At 62.0% G+C, this 22,956-nt stretch carries 22 protein-coding genes (1 of these 22 only partly in view); 5 read left to right on the forward strand and 17 right to left on the reverse strand.

The window, feature by feature from the left end; translation table 11 throughout:
• Positions 1-961: the 3' portion of a M23 family metallopeptidase gene (locus tag CO657_RS18095; protein WP_054182516.1), read on the forward strand. Its footprint begins 980 nt before the window's first position; only the last 961 of its 1,941 coding nucleotides appear in the window; its start codon lies beyond the left edge, outside the window; it ends in the stop codon at positions 959-961.
• Positions 962-1,065: 104 nt separating this feature from the next.
• Here CO657_RS18095 and clpB read toward each other — a convergent pair whose 3' ends face one another.
• The 6 genes from clpB to CO657_RS18125 form a co-directional block, all read right to left on the reverse strand.
• Positions 1,066-3,666, reverse strand: coding sequence for an ATP-dependent chaperone ClpB (gene clpB, locus CO657_RS18100; RefSeq protein ID WP_054182515.1), 2,601 nt, complete (start codon positions 3,664-3,666; stop codon positions 1,066-1,068).
• Positions 3,667-3,907: 241 nt separating this feature from the next.
• A complete protein-coding gene (locus tag CO657_RS18105) occupies positions 3,908-4,642 on the reverse strand; it encodes a DUF4167 domain-containing protein (RefSeq protein WP_054182514.1) in 735 nt (244 codons plus the stop codon).
• 343 nt (positions 4,643-4,985) lie between these two features.
• Entirely contained in the window at positions 4,986-5,846 is an 861-nt protein-coding gene (prmC, locus tag CO657_RS18110) for a peptide chain release factor N(5)-glutamine methyltransferase (RefSeq protein ID WP_054182513.1), read from the reverse strand.
• Positions 5,843-6,922 carry a peptide chain release factor 1 gene (gene prfA / locus CO657_RS18115; protein WP_012559093.1) on the reverse strand — a complete coding sequence of 360 codons (1,080 nt, stop codon included), beginning with the start codon at positions 6,920-6,922 and terminating at the stop codon, positions 5,843-5,845. The genes prmC and prfA overlap by 4 nt, the downstream gene beginning before the upstream one ends.
• A 29-nt stretch (positions 6,923-6,951) precedes the next feature.
• Positions 6,952-9,219, reverse strand: coding sequence for a phosphoenolpyruvate--protein phosphotransferase (gene ptsP / locus CO657_RS18120; protein ID WP_003590030.1), 2,268 nt, complete (start codon positions 9,217-9,219; stop codon positions 6,952-6,954).
• A gap of 89 nt (positions 9,220-9,308) precedes the next feature.
• The gene (locus CO657_RS18125; RefSeq protein WP_012559094.1) at positions 9,309-10,583 is read right to left on the reverse strand and encodes an aspartate kinase; all 1,275 of its coding nucleotides are present in this window, start codon (positions 10,581-10,583) and stop codon (positions 9,309-9,311) included.
• 297 nt (positions 10,584-10,880) lie between these two features.
• On the opposite strand from CO657_RS18125, the gene ubiG reads away from it, so the two are divergent.
• Positions 10,881-11,627 carry a bifunctional 2-polyprenyl-6-hydroxyphenol methylase/3-demethylubiquinol 3-O-methyltransferase UbiG gene (gene ubiG, locus CO657_RS18130; RefSeq protein WP_054182512.1) on the forward strand — a complete coding sequence of 249 codons (747 nt, stop codon included), beginning with the start codon at positions 10,881-10,883 and terminating at the stop codon, positions 11,625-11,627.
• 20 nt (positions 11,628-11,647) lie between these two features.
• On the opposite strand, the gene CO657_RS18135 is transcribed toward ubiG, so the two are convergent.
• The 5 genes from CO657_RS18135 to CO657_RS18155 are packed head-to-tail and all read right to left on the reverse strand — an operon-like array spanning position 11,648 to position 14,585.
• Entirely contained in the window at positions 11,648-12,226 is a 579-nt protein-coding gene (locus tag CO657_RS18135) for a DUF3291 domain-containing protein (RefSeq protein WP_054182511.1), read from the reverse strand.
• The gene (locus tag CO657_RS18140; protein ID WP_054182510.1) at positions 12,227-12,655 is read right to left on the reverse strand and encodes a DUF1178 family protein; all 429 of its coding nucleotides are present in this window, start codon (positions 12,653-12,655) and stop codon (positions 12,227-12,229) included.
• Positions 12,652-13,509 (reverse strand): carbon-nitrogen hydrolase family protein, encoded by an 858-nt coding sequence (locus tag CO657_RS18145; protein ID WP_054182509.1) that lies wholly within the window; start codon positions 13,507-13,509, stop codon positions 12,652-12,654. The genes CO657_RS18140 and CO657_RS18145 overlap by 4 nt, the downstream gene beginning before the upstream one ends.
• A 10-nt stretch (positions 13,510-13,519) precedes the next feature.
• A complete protein-coding gene (gene grxC / locus CO657_RS18150) occupies positions 13,520-13,777 on the reverse strand; it encodes a glutaredoxin 3 (protein WP_003590021.1) in 258 nt (85 codons plus the stop codon).
• A 31-nt stretch (positions 13,778-13,808) separates the two neighbouring features.
• Positions 13,809-14,585, reverse strand: coding sequence for a ComF family protein (locus CO657_RS18155; protein ID WP_054182508.1), 777 nt, complete (start codon positions 14,583-14,585; stop codon positions 13,809-13,811).
• 77 nt (positions 14,586-14,662) lie between these two features.
• On the opposite strand from CO657_RS18155, the gene CO657_RS18160 reads away from it, so the two are divergent.
• A complete protein-coding gene (locus CO657_RS18160) occupies positions 14,663-15,547 on the forward strand; it encodes a methyltransferase domain-containing protein (RefSeq protein WP_054182535.1) in 885 nt (294 codons plus the stop codon).
• Between the two features lie 69 nt (positions 15,548-15,616).
• Here CO657_RS18160 and CO657_RS18165 read toward each other — a convergent pair whose 3' ends face one another.
• The 5 genes from CO657_RS18165 to argJ form a co-directional block, all read right to left on the reverse strand.
• The gene (locus CO657_RS18165) at positions 15,617-15,784 is read right to left on the reverse strand and encodes a Flp family type IVb pilin (protein ID WP_003590018.1); all 168 of its coding nucleotides are present in this window, start codon (positions 15,782-15,784) and stop codon (positions 15,617-15,619) included.
• 68 nt (positions 15,785-15,852) lie between these two features.
• Entirely contained in the window at positions 15,853-16,170 is a 318-nt protein-coding gene (locus CO657_RS18170) for a hypothetical protein (RefSeq protein ID WP_003582564.1), read from the reverse strand.
• A 230-nt stretch (positions 16,171-16,400) separates the two neighbouring features.
• Entirely contained in the window at positions 16,401-16,829 is a 429-nt protein-coding gene (mutT, locus tag CO657_RS18175) for an 8-oxo-dGTP diphosphatase MutT (RefSeq protein WP_054182507.1), read from the reverse strand.
• Positions 16,826-17,632, reverse strand: coding sequence for a GNAT family N-acetyltransferase (locus CO657_RS18180; protein ID WP_054182506.1), 807 nt, complete (start codon positions 17,630-17,632; stop codon positions 16,826-16,828). Before CO657_RS18180 ends, mutT begins: the two co-directional genes overlap by 4 nt.
• Entirely contained in the window at positions 17,613-18,854 is a 1,242-nt protein-coding gene (gene argJ / locus CO657_RS18185) for a bifunctional glutamate N-acetyltransferase/amino-acid acetyltransferase ArgJ (protein ID WP_054182534.1), read from the reverse strand. Before argJ ends, CO657_RS18180 begins: the two co-directional genes overlap by 20 nt.
• Here argJ and CO657_RS36790 point away from each other — a divergent pair.
• Positions 18,784-18,972 carry a hypothetical protein gene (locus CO657_RS36790; RefSeq protein WP_164918663.1) on the forward strand — a complete coding sequence of 63 codons (189 nt, stop codon included), beginning with the start codon at positions 18,784-18,786 and terminating at the stop codon, positions 18,970-18,972. The two genes, argJ and CO657_RS36790, sit on opposite strands and share 71 nt — an antisense overlap.
• A 97-nt stretch (positions 18,973-19,069) precedes the next feature.
• Here CO657_RS36790 and CO657_RS18190 read toward each other — a convergent pair whose 3' ends face one another.
• Complete coding sequence (locus CO657_RS18190) at positions 19,070-19,951, reverse strand: peptidylprolyl isomerase (protein ID WP_012559103.1); 882 nt, start codon at positions 19,949-19,951, stop codon at positions 19,070-19,072.
• A gap of 245 nt (positions 19,952-20,196) precedes the next feature.
• On the opposite strand from CO657_RS18190, the gene secA reads away from it, so the two are divergent.
• Complete coding sequence (gene secA, locus CO657_RS18195) at positions 20,197-22,914, forward strand: preprotein translocase subunit SecA (RefSeq protein ID WP_054182505.1); 2,718 nt, start codon at positions 20,197-20,199, stop codon at positions 22,912-22,914.
• Positions 22,915-22,956: the final 42 nt, after the last annotated feature.

Consider the following 22,956-nt stretch of genomic DNA (forward strand, 5'->3'; position numbering starts at 1 on the left):
CATCCGGGCCAGCGTCTATCGCGGGACCCGCCATCTCGTCACCGTCGCCGTCGACGACAAGGGCAGATACGTGCCCGGCAGCGAGCCGCCGATGCTGGATGCCATCGCCACCGCCTTCGATGACAATTCCTTCGCGCCGCCGCCCGGCCAGAACCTGCCGCGCGTCTATGACGGCATCTATCGCGCTGCCCTTTCCTACGGCATGACCAAGGACATGACGGCGCTGATCATCAAGCTGCTCGCCAGCAATGTCGATTTCCAGGCGCAGTTGAGGCCGACCGACAGTCTCGAAGCCTTCTTCTCCGTCGCCGACAGCGCCGGCCAGGCGACCGAGGATTCCGAGCTGCTCTACGTCAACGCCCGTTTCGGCGATACGCAGACGCGCTTCTACCGCTTCCAGGATCCGGAGGACGGCACGGTCGATTATTTCGACGAGAACGGTAAAAGCATCCGCCAGTTCCTGCTGCGCAACCCGGTCCCGAACGGCATCTTCAAGTCGGGCTTCGGCATGCGCCGTCACCCGATCCTCGGTTTCGCCCGCATGCACACCGGCGTCGATTGGGCGGCCCCCCGCGGCACCGCAATCATCGCTGCCGGCAACGGCACTGTGGAAAAAGCCGGCTGGGATTCCGGCGGTTACGGCAACCAGACGATTATCCGGCACGCCAACGGCTATGAATCCTCCTACAATCACCAGAGCGCCATCGCCAAAGGCGTTACCCCCGGGGCCAAGATCCGCCAGGGCCAGGTGATCGGCTGGGTCGGCACGACGGGCGAGTCCACCGGGCCGCACCTGCATTACGAGCTGATCGTCAACGGCACCAAGGTCGATCCCCTGCGCATCCGCCTGCCGGGCGGCAAATCGCTGCAAGGCGAGGCGCTGGCGAAATTCGAGGACGAGCGCAAGCGCATCGATACGCTGCTGAACAACCAGGCGTCCGACCAGGTGGCGAGCAAGTAGTCGGCGCCGTAGCCGGCAAGCTGATGAACCGTTGAGGCGTTCACACCCGCCAGACAAAAATGGCGGCCGAGGCCGCCATTTCTCATTCATCCGGCAAAGTCGGCCTATGCCGCTTCGCTCACCGTCAGGCGTGTCCTGAACTGCAGCCGGTCGGAACCGCTCGTCACCTTGACCGTCGATCCATCCGGCACCTGGCCGGACAGGATCTGCTCGGCGAGCGGATCCTGCACGAATTTCTGGATCACCCGCTTCAGCGGCCTTGCGCCATAGACCGGATCGAAACCCTTGTTCGCCAGCCAGTGGCGGGCTTCCTCGTCGAGATCGATGACGATCTTGCGCTCGGAGAGCAGCGCCACCAGCCGCTTCAGCTGGATATCGACGATCGCGCCCATTTCCTCGCGCTTCAGGCGATGGAAGAGGATGATCTCGTCGATGCGGTTCAGAAATTCCGGCCGGAAATGGCCGCGCACGACCTCCATCACCTGCTCGCGAACCGTATCGCTGTCGTCACCGTCGGCAAGCTGCGTCAGATATTCGGCGCCGAGGTTCGAGGTCATGATGATCATCGTGTTGCGGAAATCCACCGTCCGGCCCTGGCCATCCGTCAGGCGTCCGTCGTCCAGCACCTGCAGCAGGATGTTGAAGACATCGGGGTGGGCCTTTTCGATCTCGTCGAACAGCACGACCTGATAAGGCCTGCGGCGCACGGCTTCCGTCAGCGCTCCACCTTCGTCGTAACCGACATAACCGGGAGGCGCACCGATCAGCCGGGCCACGGAGTGTTTCTCCATATATTCCGACATGTCCATGCGCACCATCGCCGTTTCATCGTCGAAGAGGAAGCGGGCGAGCGCCTTGGTAAGCTCCGTCTTGCCGACGCCGGTCGGGCCGAGGAAAATGAACGAGCCGATCGGCCGGTTCGGATCCTGCAGGCCGGCGCGCGCGCGCCTCACCGCCCGCGACACGGCCTGAACCGCATCGCCCTGACCGATCACCGATTTCGCCAGCTCGTCTTCCATCCGAAGCAGCTTGTCGCGTTCGCCTTCCAGCATCCTGTCGACCGGAATGCCGGTCCAGCGGGAAACGACATGAGCGATGTTGTCGGGGATCACAACCTCCTGCACCATCGCGCCGCGTTCGCCATCCTGCTTTTCGGCGTCGACCAGCTGCTTTTCCAGATCGGGAATGACACCATAGGTCAGCTCACCGGCGCGCTGGAATTCACCCTTGCGCTGGGCGATCGCCAGTTCGTTGCGGGCATCGTCGAGCTGCTTCTTGAGATCGGCGGCAAGGCCGAGCTTCTGCTTTTCCGCCTGCCAGCGGGCCGTCAGCGCATCGGCCTCCTCTTCGAGGCCGGTCAATTCGGTGTCCAGCCGCTTCAGCCGGTCGGCCGAGGCGACGTCGGTTTCCTTCTTCAGCGCCTCGCGCTCGATCTTCAGCTGAATGATGCGGCGATCGAGTTCGTCGAGTTCTTCCGGTTTGGAATCCACCTGCATGCGCAGCCGCGCCGCCGCCTCATCCATCAGGTCGATCGCCTTGTCGGGCAGGAAACGGTCGGTGATATAGCGGTTGGAAAGCGTCGCCGCCGCCACCAGCGCCGCATCGGCGATGCGCACCTTGTGATGCTGCTCGTATTTTTCCTTGAGGCCGCGCAGGATCGAGATCGTGTCTTCGACCGTCGGCTCGTCGACAACGACAGGCTGGAAGCGGCGGGCAAGGGCCGGATCCTTCTCGACATGTTTGCGATATTCGTCGAGCGTGGTCGCGCCGACGCAATGCAGCTCGCCGCGGGCAAGGGCGGGCTTCAGGAGGTTGGAGGCGTCCATCGCCCCATCGGCCTTGCCGGCGCCGACCAGCGTGTGCATCTCATCGATGAACAGGATGATCTCGCCGTTTTCGGCCTGGACCTCATTGAGCACGGCCTTCAGCCGCTCCTCGAATTCGCCGCGGTATTTCGCACCGGCAATCAGCGCGCCCATGTCGAGCGCCATGAGCTTCTTGTCCTTGAGCGATTCCGGCACGTCACCGTTTACGATGCGCAGCGCCAGCCCCTCGACGATCGCCGTCTTGCCGACACCGGGCTCGCCGATCAGCACCGGATTGTTCTTGGTGCGGCGCGAAAGCACCTGGATGGTGCGGCGGATTTCGTCGTCGCGCCCGATCACCGGGTCGAGCTTGCCGTCGCGGGCTTCGGCGGTGAGATCGCGTGCGAACTTCTTCAGCGAATCGAAACCCTGCTCGGCATTGGAAGAATCCGCCGTCCGGCCCTTGCGGATGTCGTTGATGACCTGGTTCAGACCCTGGGCCGTCACGCCTGCATTCTTCAGGGTCGAAAAAGTCGAGGCCGAGGATTCGATTGCCAGCGCCTGCAGCAGACGCTCGACGGTGACGAAGCTGTCGCCAGCCTTCTTTGCCGCCTCTTCGGCGGTCGAAAGCACTTTGGCGAGCGGCTGGGCCAGATAGATGTTGCCGTTGCCGCCGGAAATTTTCGGCAGTTTGGCCAGCGCCGCGTCATTGGCAAGGCGCGCAGCCTTGGCATCGCCGCCGGCGCGCTCGATCAATGACGCCGCCATGCCTTGATCGTCGTCAAGCAGGACTTTCAGCACATGTTCGGGCGAAAATTGCTGGTGACCCTGCGCCAACGCATAAGTTTGCGCCGACTGGATGAAGCCGCGCACGCGCTCGGAATATTTCTCGATATTCATATTCTACCTCCATGGATCGCCCTGCCCTGATGAGGCGCAGAACGATGATTGAGATCGGCCCCCTGAAAAGGCAGGCCGCCCTTCTGTGATTTGGGCGAAGCAGTCGAGGGAAATATGGTACCTGTTCTGCGAGTTTAAAGAGCCGACAAAACGAAAATCCCCGACGCGAGGCCGGGGATTTTCGTTGCAATTCTGCCAGGTGGCATGATTCTCACGCCTCCCCCAAGGGGAAGCGAAGTCCTCATTCCGATGCGGCGTCAGCCAGTACCGGCGCCTCGCCGGAGGCACCCTCGCCCTCGGCGGCGGCTTCGCCTTCAGCGCCGCGACGCGGGCGACGGGGACGGCTGCCGGTGCTGCGGCGGCGGGGCTGGCGCGGCTGGCCGGCGGAGCCTTCTTCATCCATGGCGACCTCGGCCGGAATGCCTTCGATCTCCGGCTGTGGGCCGGTTCCGTCGATCACCTCGGGCTGGGGTGCCGGTGCAGCTGCCGGAGCAGGCGCCGGTTGCGGCTGTGCCTGCGGCCGGTGCTGCTGCCTGTTCTGCGGCGGCTGGACGATAACGACATCGTCACCGTCATTGTCGTTGTTATCCATATCGTCGCCGTCGCGATCCGAACCGTCGCGGTCTGCACCATCGCGATCATACTCGCCGCGATCGTCGCGCTGGAAGCGTTCCTGCATCTGCGCCTGGGCGCTGGCGATGATACGATTGTAATGCTCGGCGTGCTGGAGATAGTTCTCGGCAATCACGCGGTCGCCGGAGCTTTGAGCATCGCGGGCAAGCTGCGCGTATTTTTCGGCGATATGCTGGGCAGTCCCGCGAATCTTCACATCGGGGCCGGAGCTGTCATAGGTCCGGGTCAGCGGATTGCCGCCCTTGCGGTTGAAATTGTTGTTATTGTTATTTCCACCGCCGCCGTTGTTATTATTGTTGTTACCACGCCCTCGACCGCGCTTGTTCTGCTGTCCTGGCCTCATAGATCGTTCACCTGAATTCTCTGTTTGTGATGGATACATGGCACCAACCGCCATGACCGGAAAACCGGGTCAGGACCTTTGTGCCGCGAGCATACTGCGCCTTTGCGCCGACCTGCCGCTTGGTTCTCAAGTCAGTTTGACTGATTCACGCGTTGGGTCGTGTTCAACCGTTGAAACTCTCGTTTAAAAGAGCGGACCCCCGAGGCAAACCAAGTACCGAACGAATCTCGTTCATTCCTATCTGCCCAACACGTGACCGCAACCTATATTGCTTCCCTGGGAAATCCAAGCCTTTTCTTCGCAATAACAATAATGTCCCGTTCAATGCAGCAATTATCGCCTGTCACGCGAGCGCGAACACGAGCACCCTATCGTTCTGACCATAATCTTTTACGGATTTGAGGCACTTGAAGCCTTTCGCTTCAAAGATCGCCGTCACATCGTTGCGCTGATCGTAACCGATTTCCAGCCCGACGACCCCATCGGGCCTCATGAACCTTGCCGCATCCTTGGCGATGGCGTGGTAGGCGTCAAGCCCATCCGGGCCGCCATCCAGTGCTGCGACCGGATCAAATTTCGTCACTTCGGGAGCGAGATCGTGAATGACATTGGAAGCAATATAGGGCGGATTTGAGACAATCGCGTGAAACGAACCCTGGATGCTCTCGAACCATTTCGACTGCACCGCCTGAAAACGATCCTGCAACCCGTTTCTTTCTGCATTCGATCTTGCCGTGTGAAGTGCATCCGCCGATATGTCGCTTCCGACACCCGACGCATCAGGACATTCGCTCAAAAGCGCAAGGCATATCGCCCCTGTCCCAGTTCCCATGTCAAGAATATGGAGGCGGTCTTGTACCTTTGCAAGGTCCTTGAGATAGGCAAGCACCGTATCGACCAGGATTTCGGTATCCGGCCGCGGCTCCAGCGTTTCCACCGAGAGGGTAAGCGGCAGGCCGTAGAATTCCCGCTCGCCGAGAATGCGGTGCACCGGCTCATGGCCGAGGCGCCGCTCGACCGCCTTGGACATCACCTCCGCCTGCTCAGGCGAAAGCCTCTCGGCCGATCGCGTCAAAAGCTCGGTCGGCGATAGTTTCAGAAGGCCGGCGACGAGCAAGCGCGCATCGGTCGCCGGGTCGGCGATACCCGCCTCCGTGAAGCGGCGGCGCGCTTCGGCGAGCGTATCGGCGACCGTCGAACTCATTGCTGCTCGCCGAGCTGCGCCAGCTGGCTTGCCTGGTAGTCGGCCATCAGCGCATCGACGACTTCCTCGATCTCACCTTCCATCATCCGGTCGAGCTTATAGAGCGTCAGATTGATGCGATGATCGGTTATGCGCCCCTGCGGGAAATTATAGGTGCGAATGCGTTCGGAGCGGTCGCCGGAACCGACCTGGCTCTTGCGGTCGGCCGAGCGCTCGCTGTCGGCCCTCTGCCGCTCGGCGTCGTAGAGCCTGGAGCGCAGCACTTGCATCGCCTTGGCGCGGTTCTGGTGCTGCGATTTTTCCGAGCTGGTGACAACGATGCCGCTCGGCAGATGGGTGATGCGCACCGCCGAGTCCGTCGTATTGACGTGCTGGCCGCCCGCGCCCGAAGAGCGCATCGTGTCGATGCGGATATCTTCCGGCCGGATCTCGATGTCGATCTCCTCGGCCTCCGGCAGCACTGCAACCGTTGCGGCCGACGTATGGATGCGCCCGCCCGCCTCGGTCTCAGGCACACGCTGCACGCGATGCACGCCGGATTCGAATTTCAGCTTGGCGAAGACGCCTCTGCCGGTGATCGTCGCGATGATTTCCTTGTAACCGCCGGCTTCGCCTTCGCTTGCTGAGAGAACCTCCACCTTCCAGCCTTTTTCCGCCGAAAAACGCTCATACATACGAAAGAGATCGCCGGCAAAAAGGGCCGCTTCCGATCCGCCCGTGCCGGCGCGGATTTCGAGGATCGCGCTTTTTTCGTCCGCTGCGTCCTTCGGCAGAAGCAGAATCTGCATCTCCTGCTCGAGCGCCTCGATCTGCTCTTTCACCTCGGGCAGCTCCAGCTCGGCGAGGTCGCGCATTTCGCGATCGACCGACTTGTCCTCGAGGAGCGTTTCGAGATCGGCAAGCTCGGCAATCGCCTTTTCATAGGCGCGGATCTTCGTCACGACCGGCTGCAGCTCGGAATATTCGGATGCGAGCTTCACATAGACATCGGCAGCCGGGCCGGCCGACATGCGCGCTTCGATCTCGCCGAAACGGCGTTCCAGCTCGCGCATCTTTTCAACGGGAAGCTTCGCCACCCTTCACTCCGATTCTTCTTAACGTCTAGCTAAAGGGGAATATTGTGGCTCTCGGCGAAGCGGGCAAGCACCTCTCGCATCGGCGTCATGGCGTGGACATCGTCCAGCACCTCGTTCATCGCCGTTGCCAGCGCCCCGACATCGAGCCCGAGCAGCATCGCCTTCACCGGTCCGATCGAGGCCGGCGACATCGAGATCGAACGGAAACCGATACCGAGCAGCGCCATCGCCGAGATCGGCTTGCTGGCGAGTTCGCCGCAGAGCGTTACCGGCGTCTTGTTCCGGTCCGCGCCGCGCACGATATCGCGCAGAATGCGCAAAAACGGTTTGCCGAGCGGGTCGAACCGGTCCGAGACCCGCGCATTGCCGCGATCGACCGCCATCGAAAACTGGAAGAGGTCGTTCGAACCGACCGAGACGAAATCCACCGCCTCCATCAGCTCATCGAGCTGCCAAAGCAGTGCTGGCACCTCCAGCATCGCTCCGAACTGCAGCTTGCGCGGCAGACCATGGCCGAAGCGTGAGAGATGCTGCACTTCCTTCTGCAGCAGCTCGCGCACCACCTTCAGCTCGGAAACCTCGGTTACCATCGGCACCATCAGCTTCAGCTCGGTATCGGCCGATGCCTTCAACAGGGCGCGCAACTGGGTGCGCAACAGTCCCGGCCGGTCGAGCGACAGCCGGATGGCGCGCCAGCCGAGTGCTGGATTTTCTTCCTCATGGCCGCGGAAATACGGCACGACCTTGTCGCCGCCGATATCGAGCGTACGGAAGGTGACGGGGCGGCCCGCCGCCTGTTTTATCACATTGCGGTAGAACTGCTCCTGCTCGTCCGCCTTCGGCATGGTGGAGGCGATCATGAACTGCAGTTCGGTGCGGAAGAGGCCAATGCCCTCGGCACCCGATTCCGAAAGCTGCGGCAGGTCGACCAGCAGCCCCGCATTCATCATCAGCGCGATCCGCTGCCCATCCTTTGTCACCGGCTCGACGGCGCGCAGTGCTCGGAACTGTTCCTGCCGTCTGGCGCGGAAGCGAACCTTTTCCTCGTAGGAGCGCCGGTGATCGGCCATCGGCCGCAGATGCACGTGTCCTTCGTCGGCGTCGATGATCACGGCATCGCCGTTCTCGGCAAGCGCCACCACACCCGCTGCCTGGCCGATGACCGGAATACCCATGGCGCGCGCGACGATCACCACATGGCTGGTCACCGCGCCTTCTTCCAGCACCAGCCCGCGCACATTGGCGCGGGGATAATCGAGCAGCTCGGCCGCCCCCATGGCGCGCGCCAGGATGACCGCATCGTTGGGGAAGCCCTCGGCGGTCGTCCGCCCGGTATAACCCGTCAATTGCCTGAGCAGCCGGTTCGCCAGATCCTCGAAATCATGCATGCGTTCGCGCAGATAGGGGTCGGTCAACCGCATCATCCGCGCCTTGGTGTCGCTCTGCACCTTTTCGACCGCCGCTTCCGCCGTCAGGCCGTTGCGGATCGCCTCCTCGAGCTTGCGCACCCAGCCCTGGTCATGCGCGAACATGCGATAGGTTTCGAGCACCTCGCGGTGCTCGCCTTCCATTGACACGTCGCGGCGCGACAGCATGTCGTCGATCGAGATCCTGAGCGAGCCCATGGCTTCGGCCAGCCGCCGGATTTCCTTCTCGGCATCTTCGTTGAGCAGGTTGGTGACGACGATGCGCGGCTCGTGCAGCACGACGTAACCGAGGCCGATGCCGTCATTATAGGTGTCGCCGTCGACGGTCACCGAGCGCGTCAGGTCGAGTTCGAGGCCCGGCTTGGTGATCTTCTTCAGCTCGCCGGTGGCGATCATCTCGGCCAGCACCATCGCCGTCGTCTCGAGCGCTTCGAGCTCCTCCTCGCGATAGTTGCGGCTTGCCTTGTTCTGCACGACGAGAACGCCGAGCGAGCGCCCGGTCCTGAGGATCGGCACACCGAGGAAGGAATGGTAGATCTCTTCGCCGGTCTCCGGCAGGTAGCGGAAAGCAGGATGCGACTGTGCGTCGGAAAGGTTGAGCGGCTGGGCCGAGGCCGCGATCGTGCCGACCAGGCCCTGCCCCATCTTCAATTGCGCCAGGTGCACGGCTTCGCGGTTGAGGCCTTCGGTGGCATAGAGTTCGAGCACGCCATCGGCGCGCAGCACGTAAACCGAGCAGACCTCAGCCACCATGTTGCCGGCGATCTGGCGGACGATCCGGTCAAGACGATCCTGCGGCTCCAGCGGCTCCGCCATCAACTCGCGCAGCCGCCTGAGCAGCACGCGCGGACCGCCGGAAAGGTCTCTCATGGCGTCTCAAGCTCCCGAAACAAAGCACTCAGTCCCGGCGGGCCGGCCCTCGTCTCCTCAACCTGAAGGGGCAGGCCGCCCACTGGGAATCAATTCTTATCCAGACCGTAGCAGGAATGCAAAGTCCTGACAGCGAGTTCCGCATAAGGACCGTCGATCAGGATGGAAATCTTGATCTCGGAGGTGGTGATCGCCTTGATGTTGATGCCTTTTTCGGCAAGTGCACGAAATGCGGTAGCGGCAACGCCGGCGTGGCTGCGCATGCCGATGCCGATGACCGAGACTTTCACCAGCCCCGATTCGTTCTGCACGACATCGTAGCCGATCTTCTCCTTATGGTCGCTAAGCACCTTGATCGCCTTCTCGACGTCGCCAGACGGCACGGTGAAGGTCATGTCGGTCTTCGACCCGTCCTCAGAGATATTCTGGACGATCATGTCGACATTGATATGGGATTCGGCGAGCGGCCCGAAGATCGCCGCGGAGACGCCCGGCCGGTCGGCAAGACGGCGAAGCGAGATCTGAGCCTCATCCTTGGCATAGGCGATGCCGGTGACTACTTCCTGTTCCACGATTTCATCCTCGTCACAAATCAGCGTTCCGGGCGGGTTTAGAAGATCGCCCATGCCCGGAGCATCGGGATCTTCGAATGACGAGCGCACGAAGGTGCGCACCTTGTGCACCATGGCAAGCTCGACCGAGCGCACCTGCAGCACCTTGGCGCCGAGCGAGGCCATTTCCAGCATTTCCTCGAAGGCGATCTTCTTCAGCCTGCGCGCCTTCGGCACGATGCGCGGGTCGGTCGTGTAGACGCCGTCGACATCAGTATAGATATCGCAGCGATCCGCCTTGACAGCGGCTGCGATCGCGACAGCCGAGGTGTCCGACCCGCCGCGGCCAAGCGTCGCGAGGCGGTTGTCGGGTCCCAGTCCCTGGAAGCCGGCGATGACGGCAACCTGCCCCTCGCCCATCCGCTTGACGATGTCGGAGCCGTCGATCTCCATAATCCGCGCCGCGCCATGCGCATTATCGGTGCGGATCGGGATCTGCCATCCCTGCCAGGACCGCGCATTGATATCCATCGCCTGCAAAGCGATCGCCAGCAGCCCGGAGGTTACCTGCTCGCCGGAGGCGACCACCGCATCATATTCCCGCGCATCGTAAAACGGCGAATTGGCGCCGATCACCTTCGGCATGCCTTGCACCCAGCCGACCAGCTCATTGGTCTTGCCGGACATGGCCGACACCACCACCGCCACCTCGTGGCCGGCGTCGACTTCGCGTTTGACATGGCGGGCGACGTTCTTGATGCGGTCCAGGTCAGCGACGGACGTGCCGCCGAATTTCATTACGATGCGTGCCATATGCCTCTACCACGACTGGCGCCGGGAAAGCGGAAAACCGGACCCGGCATCACGAAAGCTCTGGGGCGGGCCGCTTGGCCAAAGAGCTGGCTCCCGACTTCTGGAACCGCTCTAAAAGCCCGGGTCCCCAAGGCCCCAAGTTGCGGCGTCTCTTAGCGAGTTTGGCGGGGGGAGGCAAGCGCGCGCGATAAATGCGGTTGGCGAGCGGCTCCACGCTCACCGGTCCTCTGCTCCGCGCCCCTTGACTTATGCCCCCGATCGTCCGACTTCACGTGTCACGAACGCAAGGAGTGGACGATGACGGAAGGCGCCAGAAGCACGATCGACCAGGGCGAAGTGGACCGCTTCTCGGCGATGGCGGCGGAATGGTGGAGCCCGACCGGCAAGTTCCGGCCGCTGCACAAATTCAATCCCGTCCGCCTCGCCTATATAAGAGACAAGGCCTGCGAGAATTTCGGCCGAGACCCGAAGAGCGCGCGTCCGCTGGAAGGCCTGCGCGTGCTCGATATCGGCTGCGGCGGCGGACTGTTGTCCGAACCTGTCGCCCGCATGGGCGCCACCGTCACCGGCGCCGATCCTTCCGAAAAGAATATCGGCATCGCCTCGACCCATGCCAAGGCCTCCGGCGTTTCGGTCGACTACCGCGCCGTCACCGCCGAGGAACTGGCGGACGCCGGCGAAACCTTCGACATCGTCCTGAACATGGAAGTGGTCGAACACGTCGCCGATGTCGAGTTTTTCATGACGACCTGCGCAAAAATGGTCCGCCCCGGCGGCCTGATCTTCGTTGCCACCATCAACCGCACGATGAAGGCAGCCGCCCTTGCCATCTTCGCCGCCGAAAACATCCTGCGCTGGCTGCCGCGCGGCACCCACCAATATGAGAAACTGGTGCGCCCGGAAGAGCTGGAAAAGCCATTGACGGCAAGCGGCCTCGAGATCACCGACCGCACCGGCGTCTTCTTCAATCCGCTGTCGAACCAATGGAACCTGTCCAAGGATATGGACGTGAATTATATGCTGCTGGCCAAGCGGTCTGCATAGCTCGACCGATAATAAGCCGGCTACACTTTCAGGGTTTGAACGTGTGCAAGCAGATCCCTTTGGGTTTCTGCGTTGCGAACGGCAAGTTCCTTCACCCGGTCGCGATCGATTGCCGTCTCCGCTCCGTCAGGCCCGTAAGGCTGCTTGAAGGTGAAAGCGCTGGGGCTTGGCCCGTGATCGGCGAGATATTCGAGGCGTTCGACACCCTCCTGCCAATCCGGCCTGTGATGGCCGGGCACCCACCACAGAACCAGCGGCGGCCATGTCTGTTTGACATTCCAGTTGCGCGCATGTTTCAGCGCCTCTGCATGCATGCCGTTATAGGTAAAGGCCATCAGGCTCTCGATGTCAGCCCAGAGCGAAAGGGAGGACGGCGCGGACGTAAAGCCGCTGCCTTCGATATAACGGGGAAAGACCTGAACGCCCCAGCTTCTTGCTCCCGGATAACCGGCATAGCCCGAGCGTCCGATGAAGCCGCAGGCACGGGCCGCGGCTTCGAAATTCAACGGCTCGCGGAGAACGAAGCCTTCGACCGTTTTACTTTCGGCAGGCGCGACGTGCAGGCCGAAATTGTAGAAGGCCAGACGCGCGGACGGCATTCAGTTCACGTCCTCGGGCAGAACCGGAATGGCGGCGATCTCGATGCCCTCTTCGAGCAGCGCCTGCGCCTCGTCGACCGTCGCCTGGCCGATGATGCCGCGGGCATCCGCCTCGCCATAATGGATCTTGCGGGCTTCCTCGGGAAATTGCGTGCCGACATCCTCGGAATTGGCCTTGACTGCCGCGACCGCCTCTTTGAGCTTCTGCAGCGCCTCCTGACGCATGGCATCCATCGCCAGCGTCTGCCTCTCGTCCTTCTTGCGTGCGGTCGACACCGAAGGTGCCATCAAGAGCTTGGAGACGGCGGCGGAATGGCAGACCGGGCAGGTCAGGAAACCGGTCGCAATCTGACGATCGAAATCGGCGCTTTCGGAAAACCAGCCCTCGAATTCATGGGCATTGTCGCAAGTGAGGGAATAGCGGATCAAGCGGCGACGCCTCCTGCGACTGCCCCCGCAATCTTCTCGACCGAGAATTCCCGGCCGTTCCTGAGGTTCGGGATCTTGTCATGCGCAGCCTTGACTGCGGCGGGATCGATCTCGGCGACAATAACAGCCTCGCCGGTGGCGCCGGCCGAGGCCAGCACCGTGCCCCAGGGATCGATGATCATCGAATGGCCGAAGGTCTCGCGCCCGTCCTCGTGCCGGCCGGCCTGCGCCGCGGCAATGACGAAGACACCGTTCTCGATCGCGCGTGCCCTGAGCAATATCTCCCAATGCGCCTCGCCGGTCTGCTTGGTGAAGGCGGCCGGAACCGTCATCACTTCGGCACCGGCAACCGCCTGGGCGCGGAAGAGCGCCGGAAAACGCACGTCGTAGCAGATCGCAAAGCCCATTTCGGCAAAGGGCAGCGACAGGACGCGCGCCTCCGAGCCGGCCGTATAGGCCGCACTTTCACGCCAGCTTTCGCCATTGTCGAGGTCGACGTCGAACATGTGGATCTTGTCGTAGCGATTGACGATCCGGCCGTCGGGGCCGAACAGGAAACCGCGATTGGCAATCTTGCCGTCCGCGAGCGCAATCGCCGTCGAGCCGACATGCATGTGGATGCCGAGTTCCCGGGCGAGCTCGGAGCCGGTCTTGACGATGATGTCATGCGTCTCGTCTGCGAGCACCGCACGCGCCGCCGCACGGTCGCGCTGCAGCATGCCGGTCATCTCAGGCGTCTGCACATAGGTCGCGCCCTGGGCGGCCGCCTCGCGCACCAGCCGCGCCATGGCGGCGGCATTCTTCTCCGGATCGACCCCGGAGCACATCTGGACGGCTGCGGCCTTGAAGCTCATCGGTTCGTCCTCAGGCCGCCAGCATCGGATCGAGCTTGCCGGCCCGATCGAGCGCAAAGAGATCGTCGCAGCCGCCGACATGATCGGCGCCGATGAAGATCTGCGGAAAGGTGGTGCGGCCGTTCGACTTGCCGATCATTTCCTGGCGAAGGTCCGGTGAATATGTCGCATCGTGCTCAACGTAATCGACGCCCTTTTCTTCGAGAAGGGACTTAGCGCGGGTGCAATAGCCGCAGAATTGCCGCGTATAAATAGTGACGGGTACCATAATCTCTCCAGACGGATGCCGGGTATTTCTGTCATATAGGCTCGGAGAGAGCCCTTGCAAAGGTCAAAACCGTGATCTCGGCGGCGCCCGCCTTACGCAGCGTCCGGCTTGCCGCGGAAACCGTCGCTCCAGTCGTATAGACGTCGTCGATAAGGACGATGCGCTTGCCGAAAATGTCGTTTTCGCAACCCTTGGCAATCGCGAAAGCGCCCCTGACATTGTCCTCGCGCGCCTTGGCGCCGAGGCCGACCTGCTGGCTGGTGCGCTTGACGCGAATAAGCGTGGCGGCAAGCAGCGGCTTGCCCGAGAGCCTTGCCATGTGGCGGGCGAGCTCGGCCGCCTGGTTGAATTTGCGCGCCAGCATCCGGGTGCGGTGCAGCGGCACCGGGATCAGCGCATCGCAGCTTTCGACCGTCCCGTCGGAAGCGCGCAGCATCCAGGCGGCCATCATCGGCGCCAGATCGGTGCGATCGCGATATTTCAATCCGTGCACGAGATCACGCACCGCATGGTCGTGGGTTGCAGCCGAGCGCAGCCGGTCGAAAGGCGGCGGGTTGGCGATCGCCTCGGCACTGAGGATGCCGGCGCCGAGATCGTGCGAGAAGGGAATGCCGAGCACTTCGCAATAGGGCCGTTCGATGAAACGGATGCCGGACCAGCATTTCGCGCAGACGCCGCGATGGCCGCCGGTGGAAATGCCGCAGACGGAACAGGCTGGCGGATAAAGGAAATCGGCAAGCGCCGAAAACGGCCGCAAGAGCTGCGCCCGCAAGAACTCCGCCGGTCTTTCGAAATCAATCGGTCTCATGCCGTCGAGACTAGCCTGTTCTCCTCCAAAGGAAAATCGCCTTGCTGCTGCTACGGAGCGGGACTAAGGACATCGTCATGGAAACGATCTTCGACAAAACCCTGATCGCCGCGCATCGTCATCGCGCGCTTGCCAATAACGATCCGAAAGCCGCCTTCCTGCTCGACATCGCCGCTGAGGAAATGGCCGAGAGGCTTGCCGTAGTCGAGCGGACGTTCGAGACCGCCGTCGAACTGCATGGCGCAACGGGGGCCGCCGCCCGTGCCGCTCTGGCGACCGGCAAGATCGGCACAATGATGCGTGTCGAAAGCGAGACGGCCTATGCGGCCCAAGGCGAAACCTTGATCGCGGCGCCGCTCGAAGACGTGCCGCTCGAGCCGCAATCGGCCAATCTCATCCTTGCGCCGCTCAGCCTGCACCTGACCAACGACACGCCTGGTGTTTTCATCCAGATCCGCCGCGCCCTGAAGCCGGACGGCCTGTTCCTGGCTGCGATCCCCGGCGCCGGCACGCTGCAGGAACTGCGCGACGTGCTGCTCGCCGCCGAGGTCGAGATGACGGGCGGCGCAAGCCCGCGCGTCATTCCCTTCGCCGATGTGCGCGATATCGGCAGCCTCATGCAGCGCGCCGGCTTCACGCTGCCGGTGATCGACGCGGAAAACTACACGGTACGCTATGATTCGCTCTTTCCGCTGATGCGGGATCTCCGAGCCATGGGCATGAGCAATCCGCTTGCAGCCCGCAGCCGCATGCCGCTGACGCGCGCCTTCTTCCTGCGCGCGGCAGAGATCTATGCCGAGCGCTATTCAGATCCCGACGGACGCATTCGCGCGACCTTTTCGATTATCTATGTCTCCGGCTGGGCTCCCCACGAGAGCCAGCAGAAGCCACTTCAGCCGGGTTCGGCCAAGGCACGCCTTGCCGATGCGCTGAACGTGGACGAGCACAAGCTCAGGCAATAGAACAGACGCCGAAAACTGGGAGCGGTTTTCGGACAACATCACGCTGCAACAGTTGAGCCAACTGCTGCTTCAGTTGACGGTCATATTGTTGTTGATCACGTTGAAGACGTTCTGCAGGGCGCCGGTGAAGAAACCGAGACCGGAGACGAGCGCGGTGCAAATGATGGCGGCGATCAAACCGTATTCGACCGCCGTCGCACCTGCGTCGTCCGCAAGAAATGCTTTAAAAATACGCATTACCCCAACCCTTAGCGCAAACTGACAGCAAACGAGCATCCCACGGCCATCAGGCGATGGCCGGCATTTCAGCAACCGGCGCCAACGCCGTAGCCCTGAACGACACAGACCGAGCCGGGTGTATCCTGGAGGACGCTGCGGCGGATCGTATAACGCTTGCCGCTTTCGCTCTTCGGGATCGATCCCGTCGTCATCGTATCGAATTCCGCCGGCGCGCTGGCAAAAACGCTCTTCTTCGAGGAATCCGCAAGCATCGGTGTCAGGATAAGCGTCAGGGCGACCACCGCCGTGCCGAACAGAAGGGCGATATTGAGCGCACCCGTCCTGCGCGAGGCAGACGAAACCCGTTCCTTTTCCCGGACAGCTTTCCAGAAATCATCGTCCATGACGTCAAGCCTTTTAATACACGCACGCCAGATGCTTGATTGAGGCCGATCTTTGGCAGAAGGTGTTAAACGATCCATTAATATCCACAGCCGAAAACGCCGTGGCGTGATAATAATCAGGTAACGCTAATACATATCGCCTGGAAGTGGGCCGTGGCTCCAGGATAACGACATGGCATGCAATTAAAATTTGAAGCGCGTCGCACGAATCAAGTTCAAAGAGACGCGGTTTAAAGCAAATCCTGCAGCATCGGGATCAGCGGCTCGTCGGCCGGCGGCATTGGATAATCTCGCAGCGCCTGCGGACGCACCCATTTCAGCGCCTGGCCCTCGCGGCCCTGCGGAATGCGCTCATAGCGCCGGCAGATATAAAGCGGCATCAAAAGGTGGAAGGTCTCGTAGGAATGGCTGGCGAAGGTCAGCGGTGCGAGGCAGGCGATCTTGGTCTTGATGCCGAGTTCTTCCTCGAGCTCGCGCACCAGCGTTTCCTCCGGCGTCTCGCCGGGTTCGACCTTGCCGCCGGGAAATTCCCAGAGCCCTGCCAGCGACTTTCCCTCGGGACGCTGTGCCAAGAGGATACGCCCATCGGCGTCGATCAGCGCACAGGCGGCGACCAGCAATATCTTCCGGCCATTGCACTGTATGAGAGGCTCGCTCATCGCGGCTCCTGCTGCCAATAGCAATAATGATAGGCGTCGCGAAAACCCAGCCGTTCATAGAGTGCGATGGCCGGGCGGTTGGACAGTTTTACCTGCAGCCAGGCCGAACGGGCGCTGCGCATGCGCGCCCAGCGCAGCGCCGAGGTCAGGATCTCGGTGCCGAGCCCCTCGCGTCGACGCGTCTCGGAGACCGAAAGCGACATGATGCCGGCAAGGTCGTTGTCCTGGACGCAGAGCACGGTCGCCAGCGGCCCGTCCGCCGCATTCTCGATCATGAACAGGCCCGACGGCGGCTTGATCGCCGAAATGATTTCGGCAAGCGCCGGCTTCAGACTCAGCGGCGCCCGGTCGACGGCAAGATTGGCGTCGACGAAACGGCCGACATCATGGGTCGGCAGGTGATCGAGCGTATCCGGCAGCTCCGCCTCGGCCAGGTCGCAGGTCATCACCACCGTCTCGTCGAATTGCTTCCAGTTCTGCGCGCGCAGAAGATCGATCAGCACCGGCGAGGCAAGCGGCGTCTGGCGGACCACGGCGGCGCGGCCATAGGCCTCGAATTTCCGGCTTGCCTTTTCCAGGCGGATTTCGACGTCGCGATAATCCGAGGGGTCGAGCGGCACGATCGAATTCAGCCGATTGGACGGGTGGCCGGCCGTCAGCCGCACCTGCCAGCTGCCGTCATATTGCACGGACGCCGCCGGCCAGGCGCGGAAGCCGACGGCCTCCAGCCTGCGCACCAGCGGCAGATTGTGTGAGGAAATGGATGCCTGCACCAATGAACGATCAGCTCCGATAGTCGCCATTGATCGCAACATATTCCTTAGTGAGATCGCAGGTCCAGACGGTTGCCGTGCCGGTGCCGAGGCCGATATCGACTTTGACGGGGATATCCTGCGCTTTCATGACATTCGTGGCCGCTGCCTCCGAATAATCCGGGTCACGCTCGCCATTGACGGCGACCCTGATGTCGCCGAACCAGATGGCGAGCCGGTCGCGGTCGGCCATCTCGCCGGATTTGCCGACCGCCATGACGATACGGCCCCAATTGGCGTCTTCGCCGGCCGCCGCCGTCTTGACCAGCGGCGAATTGGCGATCGACAGCCCGATGCGCTTGGCGGCGGCATCGCTCTCGGCGCCCGTCACGGTAATTTCGAGCATCTTGGTGGCGCCCTCGCCGTCACGCACCACCTGCAGCGACAGATCTTTCAGCACCTCGTTGAGCGCGGCGCGGAAGCCGGCAAGGCGCGGATCGTCGGCGCGTTCGATACGGGCCTGCCCGTCCTCGGCCGCAGCTCCCGTCGCAAACAGCATCAGCGTATCAGATGTGGAGGTGTCGCTGTCGACGGTCATGGAATTGAAGGTTGGGCCGACGCCATCGGACAAAAGCACCTGCAGCGCGGCCGGCGCAATATCGGCATCGGTGACGACGAAGGAGAGCATGGTCGCCATGTCGGGCGCGATCATGCCGGCGCCCTTGGCAATGCCGTTGATCGTCACTTCAACGCCGCCGATCTCGGCGCTGCGGGTCGAAACCTTCGGATAGGTATCGGTCGTCATGATCGCCTTGGCGGCCTCGAACCAGAAATCGCCGGTGGCTTCGGTCTGCATCCGGTTGAGGACGCCGGCGAATTTGGTGGCATCGAGCGGCTCGCCGATGACGCCGGTCGAGGCGAGGTACACCTCGTTTTCGCCGCAGCCGACAGCTGATGCTGCCGACTTCGCCGTCAGCTCGGTCGCCTGGCGGCCCTTCAGGCCGGTGAAGGCATTGGCATTGCCTGAGTTGACGACAACCGCACGGGCGCTGCCATGCGGCAGGTTGGCACGGCAGAAATCGACCGGCGCCGACGGGCATTTCGAGCGGGTGAAGACGCCCGCAACGGCAGCCGGCTTGTCGAACACCATCATCAGCACGTCGGTGCGGTTCTTGTACTTGATGCCGGCGGACGCCGTAGCCATGCGCACGCCGCGCAGCGGCGGCATCGAGACAAAGGATTTCGGAGCGAGCGGAGAGACGGAACCGGACATGATGAAACCTGCCAATGGGCATTTCCAGGCGAAATCGGCAGCGGTTCGCCGTCCGGAAATGCGACAACAACAACGATATTACAGCGCCGCGCGTCTTTTCGCGCAAAGGACGCTGTAACACTTTAAAATTGCTGCATAATTTTGCCCTTAAATCGATTCCGGTTTAAGGAATTATGCAGTAAAGGGCCCGGAAAAACCGGGCCCTGATGCGACTATTACTGCTTCGGCGCCGGTGCGACGGGCTCACTGCCCGGCTCCGGCTGCTTGTTGGCCTGGTCGTAACCCTTGCGCAGCGTCTCGTCGCTGATTTCGATCTTGGCCGAGGCCTTCGCCTTGTTCAGAAGCTCAAGATACTTGTCGCGCATGACGAGCTGACGAACCTGATCCTGCACCTGTTCGAAGGGCGGCGGCGGGGCGTCGCGCTTATCCTCGACCTTGATGACATGATAGCCGAAATCGGTTTTAACAGGCGTCTTGGAATAGGTGCCCTTTTCAAGCGCAAAGGCTGCGTCCTCGAATTCCTTGACCATGCGGCCGCGCGAGAAATAGCCGAGGTCGCCGCCTTCCGACTTGTTCGGATCGGTGGACTTTTCCTTGGCGAGTTCGGCGAAATCCTTGCCGGCATCGAGCTGCTTGATGATGTCCTTGGCTTCGTCCTCGGTCTTGACGAGGATATGACGGGCGTGGACTTCCTCCTGCTTCGGCAGGGCGGCGACTTCCTTGTCGTAGCGGGCCTTGACTTCTTCGGGCGTCACGATGTCGACGACATGCTTCTTGAAGTAGGCGTTGTGCAGCTCGCGGTCGGTGAGGTACTGCATGCGCTTCTTGAATTCGTCGGTCTGATCGAGCTTCTCGGCCGCAGCGTCGGCGGCGAGCAGCTTCACGTCGATGGCGGCGGAAAGGGCTGCGACCTTCTTCTGGTCGTCGGGCAGCTGTGCCAGCTGCGGATCGAGATTGGCGACGGCAAGGTCGAGTTCCGACTGGTGAATCTCCAGATTGCCGACCTTGGCGATGACCGCGTCATCGGCGTAGGCCGGGGCCTGGAGCGCAACAAAAGTTGCGAACGCCAGAACGGCAAGTTTGTTGGTGCTCAACATGAAATACCCTTCACAGTTACATCGCCGGTTTCAGCATCGCCTGAATCGGCCCAAAATAGCCATCAACACCGGATTGTGGCCTTTCTGTATCCGCCAAATCCGTTGACATCATTCGACCCCCCTCTTATCTGTCACGCAACCTCGCGTCCAGAACAGTTTCCGGGCGTTTTAAGGCGCGCGCCTGATTTTCGGCTGGGCCGCGAACAACAAACGTCGGGGATGAATATTGAGAAAGGACCAGTCATATGGTCAGCTTTGGCGGTATAGCCCGCAAGTTATTTGGGTCCTCCAATGACCGCCGCGTGCGGTCTTTCCAGCCGAACGTCGCTGCCATCAACTCTATCGAAGAGAAGACCAAGGCCCTGACGGACGAGCAGCTCGCGGCAAAGACCGTGGAGTTTCGAGCCCTGCTCGCCGAGGGAAAGACGCTCGACGACATTCTGATTCCGGCCTTTGCCGTCGTGCGCGAAGCCTCTCGCCGCGTTCTCGGCCTGCGGCCTTTTGACGTACAGCTGGTCGGCGGCATGATCCTGCATTCGAATGCGATCGCCGAGATGAAGACCGGCGAAGGCAAGACCCTGGTCGCCACCCTGCCGGTCTATCTGAACGCGCTGTCCGGCAAGGGCGTGCACGTCGTTACCGTCAACGATTACCTCGCCCAGCGCGATGCCGCGACCATGGGCCGCGTCTACGGCTTTCTCGGCATGACCACCGGCGTCATCGTCCACGGCCTGTCGGACGAGGAACGCCACGCGGCCTATGCCTGCGACATCACCTACGCCACCAACAACGAACTCGGCTTCGATTATCTGCGCGATAACATGAAGTACGAGAAGAACCAGATGGTCCAGCGCGGCCACAACTTCGCGATCGTCGACGAAGTGGACTCGATCCTCGTCGACGAGGCGCGCACGCCGCTGATCATCTCCGGTCCGCTCGACGACCGCTCCGAACTCTACAATACGATCGACGCCTTCATTCCGTTGCTCGTACCCAGCGATTACGAGATCGACGAGAAGCAGCGTTCGGCCAACTTCTCCGAAGAGGGCACCGAGAAGCTGGAAAACCTGCTCCGCCAGGCCGGCCTCTTGAAGGGCAACGCGCTCTACGACATCGAGAACGTCGCGATCGTCCACCACGTCAACAACGCGCTCAAGGCTCACAAGCTCTTCCAGCGCGACAAGGACTATATCGTCCGCAACGACGAAGTGGTCATCATCGACGAGTTCACCGGCCGCATGATGCCGGGCCGCCGTTATTCCGAAGGTCAGCACCAGGCACTCGAAGCCAAGGAAAGGGTGCAGATCCAGCCGGAAAACCAGACGCTGGCCTCGATCACCTTCCAGAATTATTTCCGCATGTACGCCAAGCTCGCCGGCATGACCGGCACGGCGCAGACCGAAGCGGAAGAATTCGCCAACATCTACAATCTCGATGTCATCGAGGTCCCGACCAACCTGCCGATCAAACGTATCGACGAGGACGACGAGGTTTACCGGACCTTCGACGAGAAGTTCAAGGCGATCATCGAGGAGATCCTCGACGCCCATAAGCGCGGCCAGCCGGTGCTGGTCGGCACCACCTCGATCGAAAAATCGGAACTGCTCGCCGAGCGCCTGCGCAAGCAGGGCTTCGACGACTTCCAGGTGCTGAACGCCCGCTACCACGAGCAGGAAGCCTATATCGTCGCCCAGGCCGGTGTGCCCGGCGCCATCACGATCGCCACCAATATGGCCGGCCGCGGTACCGACATCCAGCTCGGCGGCAACCTCGACATGCGCATCGAGCGCGAACTCGGTGAAGTCGAAGCCGGTCCTGAGCGGGAAGCCCGGATCCAGGCGATCGTCGAGGAGATCAAGGAACTCAAGCAGAAGGCGCTTGCCGCCGGCGGTCTTTACGTCATCGCCACCGAACGCCATGAAAGCCGCCGCATCGACAACCAGCTGCGCGGCCGCTCCGGCCGTCAGGGCGACCCCGGCCGCTCCAAATTCTACCTCTCGCTTCAGGACGACCTGATGCGCATCTTCGGCTCCGACCGCATGGACAGCATGCTGACCAAGCTCGGCCTGAAGGAGGGCGAGGCGATCGTCCATCCTTGGATCAACAAGGCCCTGGAGCGCGCCCAGAAGAAGGTCGAAGCCCGCAACTTCGATATCCGCAAGAACCTCTTGAAGTATGACGACGTTCTCAACGATCAGCGCAAGGTGATCTTCGAGCAGCGCCTCGAACTGATGGAATCGACCAATATTTCCGAAACCGTTTCCGACATGCGCCGTGAGGTGATCGAGGATCTGGTCGACAAGCACATCCCCGAGCGCGCCTACGCCGAGCAATGGGATGCTGCCGGCCTGAAGACCGGTGCTTTGAACATCCTCAATCTCGACCTGCCGATCGAGGATTGGGTGAAGGTAGAAGGCATCGGCGAAGACGATATCCGCGAGCGCCTGACGCAAGCCACCAACGCCGCCTTCACCGAAAAGGCCGAGCGTTTCGGCGACGACATCATGCATTATGTCGAACGCTCGATCGTCATGCAGACGCTCGATCATCTCTGGCGCGAGCACATCGTCAATCTCGACCATCTGCGCTCCGTCATCGGCTTCCGCGGCTATGCCCAGCGCGATCCGCTGCAGGAATACAAGTCGGAAGCCTTCGAGCTGTTCACCAGCCTCCTCAACAATCTGCGCGAGGCCGTGACCGCCCAGCTGATGCGCGTCGAGCTGGTGCAGCAGGCCCCTGCCGAACCCGAGCCGCCGCTGATGCAGGCCCATCACCTCGATCCGACCACCGGCGAGGACGATTTCGCCCCAGCGATCTACCAGGCATCGGAAGTCATCGTTTCGCCGGAGAACCGCAATCCGGACGACCCGGCCACCTGGGGCAAGGTCGGCCGCAACGAGACCTGCCCCTGCGGTTCCGGCAAGAAATACAAGCATTGCCACGGCGCCTTCGAACAGGTCTGAGGCAAGCCGAAGAGATCCTGAAAATGCCGCCTTCGGGCGGCA

This window comes from Rhizobium acidisoli, from assembly GCF_002531755.2.
GTDB lineage: Bacteria > Pseudomonadota > Alphaproteobacteria > Rhizobiales > Rhizobiaceae > Rhizobium > Rhizobium acidisoli.